The sequence below is a fragment of the Muriventricola aceti genome, assembly GCF_025567565.1.
GTDB lineage: Bacteria > Bacillota > Clostridia > Oscillospirales > Oscillospiraceae > Lawsonibacter > Lawsonibacter aceti.
The window spans coordinates 23625-36101 of sequence record NZ_JAOQKF010000002.1; the positions used below are offsets into that span (position 1 = coordinate 23625).

Genomic DNA, 12477 nt, shown 5'->3' on the forward strand with positions numbered 1-12477 from the left:
CAAAGGACGGGACACTCCCCGCCCCTCACTTCCAATCACCACGGCGGACCGGCTCAGGTCCGCCGTTTTGATGTCCACCGTATCCTTTCCCAAGGCGGTGGCGTACAGGGGCAGCTCCGCCTTTTTCAGCAGCCCGGCCAGCCCATCCGGGGTCACCTCAAAGACCGGCAGACGGAAGCAAGCCCCCATGGAGGCCCGAACGACTTTGGGCCCATAGGGGTCCGCGCATCCGTTGACCAGCAGCAGGCCGTCCGCTCCCAGGGCGTCCGCGGTCCTCCAGATGGTGCCTACGTTACCAGGGTCCTGAACGCCGTCCAGAACCAGATACCGCCTCCCCTTCAGCTGCTCTGGCGGGTCCGCCGGAGGCAGGGCGGCCAAAAACAGCGCGCCCTGGGGCGCCGCCATTGGAGAGATGCTCTCCATCACATCTCCAGGCACCTGCACCGCCCGGACCTCCTTGGGCAGATCAGGGGGCTCTACCCCGTCGGCGAACACTGCCGCAGTCAGGGGCGCGCTCCACCGCAGTGCCTCCTCCAGCAGTTTGATCCCGTCTCCCAGATATTCTCCCTCCGCCTGCCGTTCCCGCCGCCCGCCAGAGGCTAGGCGGCGAATCTTCATCAGCAGGGGGTTTTTCCGGCTCGTAATCCGCTCCATCATCTTCTCTCCAACCGGTCGATATCCGCATTGCTCCCCAGGATCACCATACAGTCATCCTGCGCCTGGAACACATAGTCCCGGCCCGGTGAGATGGTCATGCGCTCTCCCCGGCGCACCGCGATTACGGTAACCCTCCACTTGGCCCGGATATCCAGCTCCAGAATGGACTTTCCCACCCAGTCCTCCGGTACCAGCCGCTCCACAATGGAGAACTCGTCAGACAGCTCGATAAAGTTTAAAATATCACCGTTGGCCAGGCTCCGCGCCAGCCGGATGGCCATCTCTTGTTCCGGGAAGATCACCAGATCGGCCCCGATTTTCTCCAGCACCTTGCGGTGGACCATGCTGTTCGCCTTGCCCACCACGCGGGCGACCCCCAGCTCCTTCAGGTTCAGCACAATGAGGGCGCTGACCCCTACATCCGCGCTGGCGGCTGCCACGGCGCAGTCAAAATTCCGAGCCCCCAGGCTTCGCAGCACCTCCGGGTCCCTGGCATCCCCCACGACACAGTGGGTCACCTGGTCTGCCACCGCCTGAACTCGTTCCGGCTGAATATCCACCGCCAGCACCTCGTGGCCCTGAGCGCATAGCTCCACTGCCAGTGAGGCACCGAAGCGGCCTAATCCAATAATCAGAAAACTTTTCATGCGGCCCTCCTCCCCGCTTACCCGATCATCACGTCAGTAGCAGGGTACGAAATCTTATGTTCTGCCTGTTTCCTGGTCAGGAAGGCGATGGAGAAGGACAGGATTCCTACCCGGCCCAGGAACATCAGGGCGACCATCAGCAGGGCGCTTCCCACCGTCAGCGACGGGGTGATTCCCATAGTCACCCCCACCGTCCCCATGCCGGAGGCCACTTCAAAGGCCGCCTGGACAAAGGGCACCCGGTCCATCAGAGAAAGCGCCATGGAACCGGTCAGGAACAGCAGCAACACCGTCAGCGCCAGGGTCATGGCATCCATCACCCGCCGCTGTGGAATGGTCCTGTGGCGGAACACCACCTCCTCCCGCCCTCGGAGGCCGTCCCGCAGGGCCAGCAGCAGCACCCCCATTGTGACCGTCTTGAGTCCTCCGGCCGTGGAGCCCGATGAGCCGCCTATCAGCATCAGGATGATGGACAGCACCGCGGAGCTGTCCCGCAGGCCGGCTTGGTCAAAGGTGGCATACCCCGCCGTTCTCAGGGTCACCGACTGAAAGAGGGCGTTCAGCGGCCGCTCCCAGACGGGCATCGCCCCCAGTGTAGCTGGGTTGTCCCACTCGGCACAGCAGAAGAACAGGGTCCCAAGCCCAATCAGCGCCACAGTGATCCCCAGCACCATTTTGGAATACAGCCGCAGCTTACGCCAGCACCTAGCATCCAGCAGGTCCTCCCATACAAAAAAGCCCAGGCCCCCCACAATGATAAGGGCCATGATGGTCACCATCACCAGCAGGTCCCCCCGGAAGGCCGCCAGGCTGCTGTAAGGTCCGCTGTACCCGCCGAACAGATCAAAGCCGCCGTTACAAAAGGCAGAAACACTGTGGAATACAGAGAACCACAGCCCCCTACCCAGTCCGAAAATGGGGACAAATCTTGTGGCCAGCAGCGCCGCCCCCAGCCCCTCGGCCAGAAAGGTGCCCATCAGGGCGTGGCGCACTACCCGGACCACTCCGGCTACCCCACTCATATTGAGGGAGGAAGCCATCATCATCCGCTGGGACAGTCCGATCCTCCGGTGCAGCGCGAAGGGCACCAGGGACATGAGGGTGACAAAGCCCAGGCCGCCCAGCTGCACCAGCACCAGCATCACCCCTTGACCGAAGGGCGTCCAATGCAGCGCTGTATCCACCAGCACCAGCCCCGTAACACAGGTGGCGGAGGTGGCGGTAAACAGGCACACCAGCCAGGGAGTGGCCTGCCCGTCCCAGGCGGCGATGGGCAGCCGGAGCAGCAGCGTCCCCAACAAAATGATACCCCCAAAGCCCAAGACAATGTATCGGGTGGGGTTTAGCTTTTTTTGTGCCAGGATATACACTCACAACGGCTCCTTTTTCCCAGTTGACGCCTCTCTATGGCGCGCCTTATGGCCGCCGGGAGGTGCAGAAAGGCATACCAATGGGAAAATCCCATTGGTATGCCGGCCGCAGTTTCATTCTAAAGGCTTCATAGTCGGGAACAGGATGACCTCACGAATAGAATCGGAGCCCGTCAGCAGCATGACACAGCGGTCGATGCCGATGCCCAGCCCACCCGTGGGGGGCATGCCGTACTCCAGGGCGGTGAGGAAATCCTCGTCCATCATGCCGGCCTCGTCGTCCCCCTTGTCCCGCAGTTCCACCTGCTTCTGGAATCGCTGGCGCTGGTCGATGGGGTCGTTGAGTTCGGAGAAGGCGTTGCCCATCTCACTGTGGCAGATGAACAGCTCAAATCGCTCGGTAAGTCGGGAATCGACAAGAGAACGTTTAGCCAGAGGGGACACATCTACCGGGTGCATGGTAATGAAAGTGGGCTGGATGAGCTTCTCCTCCACCCGCTGGTCAAAGACCTCATACAGGGCGTTACCCCAGGTCTTGTCCGCCGTTTCAGGCAACTCCACCCCGATAGCCTTGGCGGCGGCTACGGCCTCCTCGTCGGAGGTAATGGCCATAAAGTCGATGCCGCAATACTTCTTGACGGCCTCGTGCATCGGCATACGGGGCCAGCCGGGGGTCAGGTCGATTTTTTCTCCCTGCCACTCCACCTGGTAAGTACCCAGGATCTTCTGGGCAGCGGAGGTAAGCAGATCCTCGAACAGGTCCATCATGTCGTTGAAGTCGGCATAAGCCTGGTACAGCTCGATGGTAGTAAACTCAGGGTTGTGCTTGGGGTCCATCCCCTCGTTGCGGAAGATGCGCCCGATCTCGTATACCCGGTCCATGCCGCCTACGATGAGCCGCTTCAAGGGCAGCTCAGTGGCGATGCGCATATACATATCGATGTCCAGGGTATTATGGTGGGTAATGAAGGGCCGGGCTGTGGCGCCGCCGGAGATGGTGTTGAGCACCGGGGTCTCCACCTCCATATAGCCACGGCCGTCCATAAAGTCCCGGACATGCTTGATGAACTGGGAGCGAATGATGAAGTTGCGCTTCACCTCCGGATTGACGATCAGATCCACATAGCGTTGGCGGTAGCGCAGCTCGGTGTTGGTCAGGCCGTGGAATTTCTCCGGCAGGGGCAGCAGGGACTTAGAGAGCAGCGTCACAGTCACAACACGGACGGACATCTCTCCCCGCTGGGTGCGAAAAACTACGCCGTGGACTCCTACGATATCGCCGATATCATACTTCTTAAAGCGGTTATACTCCGCCTCATCCATCTCGTCCTTCCTGGCGTAGAGCTGGATGCGGCCGGACTTGTCCTGCAGGTCGCAGAAGGACACCTTGCCCATCCCCCGCTTGGACATGAGGCGGCCGGCGATGGCCACCTGCCGCCCCTCCAGGGCGTCGAAGTTGCCCTTGATGTTGGCGGAGTCGTTATCCACTACGAATCGGGTGATCTGGAAGGGATCGTTCCCCCCCTCCTGGAGCTCCTTCAGCTTGTCCCGGCGGATCTTCAGCAGCTGGGAGAGGTTCTCCTCCTGGGGGGCGCTCTGGTTGTTCTTGTTATTCTGATCGGCCATATCGCCAACTCCTATCCTCTGTATCTTGGAAAATTACCGCTCCACCTTCAGGATCTTATACTCTACCGGACCGGCGGGGGCGTCCACAGTGATCTCATCCCCGGCGTTCTTGCCTAGCAGGGCCTTGCCAAAGGGGGAGTCCTCGGAGATAGTGCCCTTCATGGGATCAGCCTCCTGGGAGCCCACGATCTTATAGGTCTCCTCCTCCCCAAACTCCTTATCCAGCACGGTGACGGAGGAGCCCATGCGGATGTAATCGCCGCCGTCCTCCTCCTCCTCGATGACCACATAGTTTGACAGGATCTCGTCCAGTTCAGCCATGCGGGAGTACAGCTTTCCCTGCTCGTTCTTGGCCTCGTCATACTCGCTGTTCTCAGACAGGTCGCCAAAGGAGCGGGCCTCCTTAATGAGCTCCGCCACCTCTTTTTCCCGGACGGTCTTCAGGTAGCTCATCTCATCCTGTAGCTCCTTGAGCCGCTCCGGGCTCAAACGATACTCTTTTGCCATGATACCTCGCACACCTTTCCAATGGCGGCTCCGAACTTATCAGGCCGCCATACATTATAATAAAGAAATGGGCACACTGATGCAGTATGTGTCATTATAAGTGCTCCATTCTCCGCTGTCAAGTGATTTTTAGCTCTTCTTTGTTCAGTCGTCCGAACTCATACAGGGCGGCGAGCAGGTCCAAATCCTCCCGATCTCCCTCCCCCAGATGTGGAGCTGACAGGGACAGGCCCGCCAGATCCGGTGCATGTCCGTAGAGCTCCAGCGTAGGCTCCTCTCCCCTGGCCCCGTCTGGATGAAAGCAAAGAGCCGCCTGCCCCCCTTCTCTCCGTGGCAGGATAGGCACACCGAACTCCCCGCGCAGCCATCGGGCCAGCTCCTCCCCTCCTTTGGGCGCGTCGATGACCAGGTTCCGGACTTGAGAACAGAGCGTTACGGCGACACGGGTCATCTCCCAGTCTGCCCGCGCCCCGCATAAAACCACGGTGGACCGATCCGGCGCCGCTCCCCTCCGCTCCAGCAGCGCCAGTGCCAGCGCCGGTGACTGGGCCCGCAGGAAAGGCCCTGGGTCCACTGGAGCTAGCCCATATTCCGACAACAGAGGCCAACAGGGGAACCCTCTGGGGACCAGCACCCGGCGGGCTCCGCCCCGAAACAGTGCCCTTCCCGCTTTCTTGACACGCCGCTCCCACCAAAAGCTGTCCATATCAGCGCGCACCCGCAGCACCGGCAGACCGTAGAGCTTTTCCCGCTCTCCCTGTCTGGGTCCGCCTGAGCCGAATACCAGTTGTCCGATCATATCCTCACCTCTTATGTGGGAGGATATGCGGAATAGTCCTGGGATATGGTTGGCAGATGTATCTTTATTCGATTCGTTCCCGGTTCCGCGGCGCTCCCTTTCCCAGAATGGAAAAACCGCCCAGCATCAGCCCATAACCATCTAAGAAAGAGCCGGACAGTTATCCCTGTCCGGCTCTTTTTCTCACATATTCTTCAGCTGTTCCTCCAGCTTGGCTACCAGCTCGTTGAGCTTGACAGCCCTCTCCTTCTCCGCCTCCACCACATGGGCAGGAGCCTTGTTGACAAATCCGGGGTTGGCCAGCTTGGCATTCAGCTTCTGAAGCTCATCAAAGTTCTTCTTCCGCTCCTTCTCCATGCGGGCCTTCTCTTTCTCCATATCCACCAGCTCGGCCAGAGGCATGGACAGCTGGGCGGCATGGGTGACTACGGTGACCTGTCCCGCTCCCTCAGAGGTCTGGCCCGCGGGAACAATGGTCACCTCACCCGCGTAGGCCAGCTTTTTCAGGAAGGGCACGCCCAGCTCAAATACCTTCGCCTCATCGGTCGCTACGGTAAGGTGGGCCTTTTTGGAGGGGGGCACGTTCATCTCGCTGCGGCGAGTACGGACAGCCCGGATGGCATCCATAATGAGCTCCATGGCCTTCTCCTCGTCGGGGAAGTCCAGCTCATCCCTGTGCTCGGGCCAGGACTGGAGCATCAGGAAGGAACCCTCCTCCACCTCGTCTCCGTGGGGCAGCGCCTGCCAGATCTCCTCGGTGATAAAAGGCATGAAGGGGTGAAGCAGCTTCAGCATCTGGGTGAGCACATAGCACAGCACCTGCTGGGCCCGGACCTTGCTGTCCTGGTCCTCGCCCTGAAGGCGGGTTTTGGTCAGCTCGATATACCAGTCACAGTAGTCGTCCCAGATGAAGTCGTAGATCTTCTGGGCGGCCACGCCCAGCTCATACCGGTCCATGTTGTCGGTGATATCTGGAATGACCCGGTTGAGCTTGGACAGGATCCACTTGTCCTCCAGCTCCAGCTTGTCGGGCAGCTGGCACTTGTCAATGGTCAGGTTCATCTTCAGGAAGCGGCTGGCGTTCCAGATCTTGTTGGCGAAGTTCCGCATAGCCTCGCACCGCTCAGTGTAGAAGCGCATATCGTTGCCTGGGCTGTTGCCGGTGACCAGATTGAAGCGCAGGGCGTCAGCGCCGTACTTCTCGGCGATCTCCAGAGGATCGATGCCGTTACCCAGAGATTTGGACATCTTTCGGCCCTTGTCGTCCCGGACCAGGCCGTGGATAAACACAGTGTGGAAGGGGGGCTTTTGGGTCTGCTCACAGGCGGAGAAGATCATCCGGGCCACCCAGAAGAAGATAATGTCATAGCCGGTGACCAGTACGTCGGTGGGATAGAAGTAGTCCAGATCGGGGGTCTTCTCCGGCCATCCCAGGGTAGAGAAGGGCCATAGAGCGGAGGAGAACCAGGTATCCAACACATCAGGGTCCCGGTGGATCTTCTTAGAGTGGCACTTCTCGCACTCGGTGGGGTCCTCCCGGCTGACGGTCATGTGGCCGCAGTCGTCGCAGTACCACACAGGGATCTGATGTCCCCACCACAGCTGGCGGGAGATACACCAGTCATGCACATTCTCCATCCAGTTGGTGTAGGTCTTGGCAAATCGCTCAGGGACAAACTTGACCTCACCCTCGTTGACTACCCGCAGGGCCTCCTTGGCCAAGGGGGCCATCTTGACGAACCACTGGGCGGAGATGATAGGCTCCACGTCGTTGTGGCAGCGGTAGCAGGTGCCCACGTTGTGGGAGTAAGGCTCCACTTTTTCCAACAGGCCCATGGCCTCCAGGTCGGCGATGACCGCCTTCCGGGCCTCGTACCGGTCCATCCCCTGGTACTTGCCGCCGTTGGCGTTGACCACACCGTTGTCATCCAGCACCCGGATGGTGTCCAGATTGTGGCGCAGGCCCACCTCGAAGTCGTTGGGGTCGTGGGCGGGGGTCATCTTCACGCAGCCAGTGCCGAAGTCCATCTCCACATAGTCATCGGCTACAATGGGGATCTCCCGGTCCATCAGGGGCAGGATGCAGGTCTTGCCCACCAAATGCTTGTACCGCTCGTCATTGGGGTTGACGGCCACGCCGGTGTCGCCCATCATGGTTTCCGGCCGAGTGGTGGCAACCACCAAATAGCCGGACCCGTCAGAGAGGGGATAACGCATATGCCATAGGTGGCCGGGCTTGTCCTGGTACTCCACCTCCGCGTCACTGAGGGCGGTGGTACAGTGGGGGCACCAGTTGATGATGCGGCTCCCCTTGTAGATCAGGCCCTTATCATACAGTTCACAGAAGGTCTCCCTGACAGCCTTAGAGCAGCCCTCGTCCATAGTGAACCGGGCCCGGTCCCAGTCGCAGGAGGAGCCCATCTTCTTCTGCTGGGCTACGATGCGGCCGCCGTACTTCTCCTTCCAGTCCCACACCCGTTCCAGGAACTTATCCCGGCCCAGGTCATAGCGGGTCAGGCCCTCGTTCTCCCGCAGGTCCTCCTCCACCTTGATCTGGGTGGCGATGCCGGCGTGGTCCGTGCCAGGGACCCACAAGGCGGCATAGCCCTGCATCCGCTTGAAGCGGATGAGGATGTCCTGAAGGGTGCAGTCCATGGCGTGCCCCATATGGAGCTGTCCTGTCACGTTCGGGGGCGGCATGACGATGGTAAACGGCTTCTTTTTCGGGTCCCGGCGGCCCTTAAAGCACCCCGCCTTTTCCCAGTTCTCATAGATGCGGCCTTCGGCCTCCTGGGGCTCGTAGACCTTGGGCAGTTCAATACTCATAGCGTTTCTCCTACTTTCTAAAATCAGACATTCTGAATGGTCTTTTTTGTTTTGCTCTGGATCAGGGAACGGAATCGCTCCAGCCCGCCGCCGGCGAAGGTCCTCTTGTCCAGGATATAGCCCCGGCGGCTGTCCTCCAGGAGGATGAAGTAGCGGTCCCCCTCCAGGATGGAGGCGATGTCGTCATAAGACATCCGCTGCTCGCCGCCGCCCACGCCGGCGACGGTCCACCCCTCCTGGTCAAAGGTGTTGGTGAACACCTTCACTCCCTTCATGATGAGTTTCACCATGAGGAAGGCCCTCAGCTGATTCAAAAACAGTGTCCACAGCAGAATTACAGCGCCCAGCAGGGCCAGCAGGACCTGGAGGATGCCGGTAAACTGGAAACGTGCGGCAAACAGGAGTAGCAGGGCCAGAGCTGCGAACAGGACCCGGAGAGCGATGCTCTGACCCCTGTGGGTGGCCCGGGTCACCATGCGGTTCATGGCCACATAAGCTCCCCAGTCATAGACAGTCTCATTGGTGATCTTCATATGCGTAGCTCTGCTCCTTTCGGAATATAAAAACGCCCCAAGCCGTTGGCTCAGGGCGATCAAAAACCGCGGTACCACCTGAGTTCGGGCACAGCGCCCGCGCTCGATCCCATAACGGCGGGGACCGCCGCCCCTTACTACCGTTCTGGGGCGGAGCTTGGAAGCCACTTCACCGGGGTTCCCGGAGCGCTTTCACCAGCCGCGCCCTCTCTGCACCGTTCTACCCGGATACTTCTCTTCCGCATCGCTTTTGTTGGGCCCTATTATATGGGATTTCTCCCCATCTGTCAAGGGGCCTGCTCTCTCATCCCTATTCCCTTTGGACAAATGGGGCCTGACTCCGTCGATTTCACTATGAATTGAATAAAACAGGAAAATATGATAAAGTAACCAAAAAGATAAACCTCTATTTGGACGCGAATCTATTTCTGAAATTAAGCATTCCATGAGCAATATGCAGATATGTATGGCAAGTTTGTAAGAGTATATTTCAAAGATGGTTCTGTACGCAATGGATTTTATGAAAATAGCTCCATTCCTATCAGTTGCGAGGCAATCAAAATCGCAGATATTCAAAGGATGGAATTGTTTTGCCAATAACTTTGAATCTGAGGAGATACAGAATGATGAAAGTAATAAAGGAAAAATTTGTTGTCATTGGAAAAGAGGGCTCAACATTAGACGGCGAAGGATTTATTCAAAAATTGTGGAATGATGCAAATAGTAATTTTAGTGAGGTAGCGCATCTGGCAAAGAGAGACGCAAATGGGAGTATTGTGGGAATATGGGGTGCTATGTCTGATATTTCTCACTCATTTAAGCCGTGGGAAGATGGCTTTCGTAAAGGCTTGTATCTGGCAGGGGTAGAATGTGTTGATAGCGCAGAAGCACCTGATGGATGGGTAAAATGGACAATACCAAGTTATGAGTATATAGTTGCTGAAAACCATAGGGGGGTGTTTGAAAAAATCATTGGACAAATGAATAAGGAGGGCATTTCTCTGGTCGGAGCAGTTCACGATTATACTGACCCAGCAACAGGAAAAGGCTATTTATATTTTCCAATCAGAGAAGTATAATAAACATTACTTTATCGATCTGTTCGCGTAAAAAAGCGCCTCCCTTCGTCACTTTGACGAAGGGAGGCGCTTTATCCTGCTCTCTTCGGATTCGCAGTGGTCCCCCGTTGGTAGAGATGCCAGTGGCTGACACAAGCCTCCCTCCCAGCCACACATCGCTAGGTTCATAGAATTTAATCGGTCGGGACCTTCTACCTCATTCCTCTCCTTTTCTCCGCTCCTGGAGATTCTTTTTGTAGAGGATATTCAACCCCTTCAGCAGCAGATCCTTCTCTAGTGTCATCTCTCTGCGGCACAGGGGGGCGATAAACTGCGCCATGCCTCCGGTGGCCACCACGGTGGTAGAATAGCCCAGTTCCTCCTCTACCCGGTCCAGCATCCCGTCCAGCATGGCGGCGGTGCCGTACATAATGCCGCTGCGCATACAGTCTACTGTGTTCTTGCCGATGACCTTCTTGGGCCGGTCCAGCCGGATTCCAGGAAGCTGGGCCGTGCGGGAGGTCAGCGCCTCCAAAGATACCCGAACGCCGGGGATGATACATCCTCCCACATAGGTATTGCCCCGGTCCACTACCTCAATGGTGGTAGCGGTGCCCAGGTCCAGCAGGGTCAGGGGAGGTTCGTACTCCGCCAGGGCAGCCACGGCGATCACAATGCGGTCGCTGCCCACTTGGGCGGGGGCATCCATCTGGATATTCAGCCCGGTCTTGATCCCCGGCCCCACCACCATGGGCTGTTTGCGGATCAGCTTGACCACACCGGTTCGTACGGAGTTGAACACTGGAGGCACCACGGAGGAGATGATGCAGTCGTCGATGTCCGACGGCTTCACATCAAAGAGGGATAGGATATTTTTGATCTCCACCCCATACTGGTCCGAGGTTTTGATGTGGTCGGTAGCGATCCGAGCCTCGAAGGCGATGCGGTCGTCCTGAATACCTCCGATGACGATATTGCTATTGCCGATATCTATGGCAAGGAGCATAGTTTGTCCACCTCGTATCTGGGATGGCTCCCACAGGACCATAAAGTCCCCTGTACCTCCCATTTTATCGTTGGTATTATACAGGATAGGGGCCCCAGGCGCAAGGAAAATTTCCATTTTTCCACGGCGCCGCTAAAAAGCCGCCTTCCCGATACCGGGAGGCGGCTTTTTATTGTCAGTTCAACCGTTTGGTGGTACCCCCGGACCGGACATAGAGGGGGATATCCTTAAAGTAGTTGACCGGGTCCTTTCGGGTGCCGTTGACCCGGATCTCAAAGTGTAGGTGGTTGCCGGTGGAGGAACCGGTGGTACCGACATAGCCCACCACATCTCCCTGCTTCACCGTCTGCCCCTCGCTGACGCCCCGCTTATTCATATGAGCGTAGAGGGTGCTAGTCCCATCGCTGTGGGAGACCACTACATAGTTGCCGTAGGAGCTGTTATAGGTGGAGGTGGTGACCACACCACTCTTGGAGGCCAGAATCTTGGTATTTTTGGGCGCTGGGATGTCGATGCCCGTGTGATTGTGCCTCTTGCCGGTGATGGGGTGGATGCGTCCGGCGAAGAGGGACGACAGCGTTGTGTACCCAGGCAGGGGCCACAGGAAGCCGGACTCGCTCTGCACACCAGATATCTGGGCGGCCATCTCCTTCTCTTTTCTTCTGATCTCCGCATCCAGAGCATTGGCGGCCTTTTGCAGCTCTGCCTCCATGGCCTCCAGTTGATCCTCCTGGGAGCTGATCTCGCCAATGAGCTTATCTACTTCTGCCTCCTGGGCCTCCCGCTCCTTCTTGGCGGCCTCCTGCTCCTTGCGGGCTTCCTCCTGGGCGGCTTTGGCCTGCTCCAGTTCAGCCTTGTCCACCTCTATCTGCTCCCGGATGGCAATCAGGTCGTCCATGACCTTGTTATCATACTCCATGATCTCTTCCACCATCATGAAGTTGTCCAGCAAATCGCTGAAGTCAGCGGAGGAAAACAGGACGGACCAGTAGGACACCTCGCCCTCCTCCTCCATATAGCGAACACGGCGGCAGAACAGATCGTACTGCTCCGCCTCGTCCGCCTCCGCCTGGGCCAGCTCCACCTCCTTCTCCTGGATGAGCTGGCCGTATTTCTCGATTTGAGCAGTCATGTTGTCTATTTCTTCCTGAATCACGTTGATCTGCCGCTCAATCAGGTCCTTCTGCTGCTGGGCGGCGTTCTTGTCCGCCCGAACGTCCTTCAGCTGGGCCTGTAAATCTTTCTTCTGGTTTGCCAGGGCGCTGGCGTCTTCTTTCAGGTCGTCGATCTCATCCTGGGTAACGGCCGACGCCTCAGGCACCGAATAGGGCCCTGTAAGGGGCAGCAGAATAGCCAACGCTAGCGCCAGTGTCACCACCCGGCGAAATACGGTCTTTCTCTTATTCACAGTATTTCCTCCCAGGTCTATCCGCTCAGTGAATCAATAT

At 58.1% G+C, this 12477-nt stretch carries 11 protein-coding genes and 1 other annotated feature; of the genes, 1 reads left to right on the forward strand and 10 read right to left on the reverse strand.

The window, feature by feature from the left end; translation table 11 throughout:
* The 8 genes from OCV64_RS02175 to OCV64_RS02210 form a co-directional block, all read right to left on the reverse strand.
* A partial coding sequence (locus OCV64_RS02175) for a TrmH family RNA methyltransferase (RefSeq protein ID WP_262669178.1) occupies positions 1-654 on the reverse strand: 654 nt, incomplete at its 3' end.
* Positions 654-1304, reverse strand: coding sequence for a potassium channel family protein (locus OCV64_RS02180; protein WP_147570624.1), 651 nt, complete (start codon positions 1302-1304; stop codon positions 654-656). The genes OCV64_RS02180 and OCV64_RS02175, both read right to left, overlap by 1 nt.
* Before the next feature lie 17 nt (positions 1305-1321).
* Positions 1322-2674: a TrkH family potassium uptake protein gene (locus OCV64_RS02185; RefSeq protein ID WP_147570625.1), complete on the reverse strand. Its 1353-nt coding sequence runs from the start codon at positions 2672-2674 to the stop codon at positions 1322-1324.
* A gap of 114 nt (positions 2675-2788) precedes the next feature.
* The gene (gene lysS, locus OCV64_RS02190) at positions 2789-4300 is read right to left on the reverse strand and encodes a lysine--tRNA ligase (protein WP_186852683.1); all 1512 of its coding nucleotides are present in this window, start codon (positions 4298-4300) and stop codon (positions 2789-2791) included.
* A 33-nt stretch (positions 4301-4333) separates the two neighbouring features.
* The gene (gene greA, locus OCV64_RS02195) at positions 4334-4807 is read right to left on the reverse strand and encodes a transcription elongation factor GreA (RefSeq protein WP_147570627.1); all 474 of its coding nucleotides are present in this window, start codon (positions 4805-4807) and stop codon (positions 4334-4336) included.
* Between the two features lie 118 nt (positions 4808-4925).
* Positions 4926-5606: a hypothetical protein gene (locus OCV64_RS02200; RefSeq protein WP_147570628.1), complete on the reverse strand. Its 681-nt coding sequence runs from the start codon at positions 5604-5606 to the stop codon at positions 4926-4928.
* 183 nt (positions 5607-5789) lie between these two features.
* Entirely contained in the window at positions 5790-8432 is a 2643-nt protein-coding gene (locus OCV64_RS02205; RefSeq protein ID WP_262669181.1) for a valine--tRNA ligase, read from the reverse strand.
* 23 nt (positions 8433-8455) lie between these two features.
* On the reverse strand, positions 8456-8965 hold the full coding sequence (locus tag OCV64_RS02210) for a YcxB family protein (RefSeq protein ID WP_262669183.1): 510 nt from the start codon (positions 8963-8965) through the stop codon (positions 8456-8458).
* Between the two features lie 48 nt (positions 8966-9013).
* Positions 9014-9219 (reverse strand) — a binding site (T-box leader).
* Positions 9220-9588: 369 nt separating this feature from the next.
* Here OCV64_RS02210 and OCV64_RS02215 point away from each other — a divergent pair.
* Entirely contained in the window at positions 9589-10044 is a 456-nt protein-coding gene (locus OCV64_RS02215; RefSeq protein WP_147570631.1) for a GyrI-like domain-containing protein, read from the forward strand.
* Between the two features lie 196 nt (positions 10045-10240).
* Here OCV64_RS02215 and OCV64_RS02220 read toward each other — a convergent pair whose 3' ends face one another.
* Entirely contained in the window at positions 10241-11029 is a 789-nt protein-coding gene (locus OCV64_RS02220) for a type III pantothenate kinase (protein WP_147570632.1), read from the reverse strand.
* Between the two features lie 175 nt (positions 11030-11204).
* Positions 11205-12437, reverse strand: coding sequence for a murein hydrolase activator EnvC family protein (locus tag OCV64_RS02225; protein WP_240287152.1), 1233 nt, complete (start codon positions 12435-12437; stop codon positions 11205-11207).
* Positions 12438-12477: the final 40 nt, after the last annotated feature.

Coding starts and splice junctions, on each gene's coding strand:
- OCV64_RS02180 (WP_147570624.1), bottom strand. CDS start 1,304: ATGAAAAGTTTTCTGATTATTGGATTAGGCCGCTTCGGTGCCTCACTG.
- lysS (WP_186852683.1), bottom strand. CDS start 4,300: ATGGCCGATCAGAATAACAAGAACAACCAGAGCGCCCCCCAGGAGGAG.
- greA (WP_147570627.1), bottom strand. CDS start 4,807: ATGGCAAAAGAGTATCGTTTGAGCCCGGAGCGGCTCAAGGAGCTACAG.
- OCV64_RS02200 (WP_147570628.1), bottom strand. CDS start 5,606: ATGATCGGACAACTGGTATTCGGCTCAGGCGGACCCAGACAGGGAGAG.
- OCV64_RS02205 (WP_262669181.1), bottom strand. CDS start 8,432: ATGAGTATTGAACTGCCCAAGGTCTACGAGCCCCAGGAGGCCGAAGGC.
- OCV64_RS02210 (WP_262669183.1), bottom strand. CDS start 8,965: ATGAAGATCACCAATGAGACTGTCTATGACTGGGGAGCTTATGTGGCC.
- OCV64_RS02215 (WP_147570631.1), top strand. CDS start 9,589: ATGATGAAAGTAATAAAGGAAAAATTTGTTGTCATTGGAAAAGAGGGC.
- OCV64_RS02220 (WP_147570632.1), bottom strand. CDS start 11,029: ATGCTCCTTGCCATAGATATCGGCAATAGCAATATCGTCATCGGAGGT.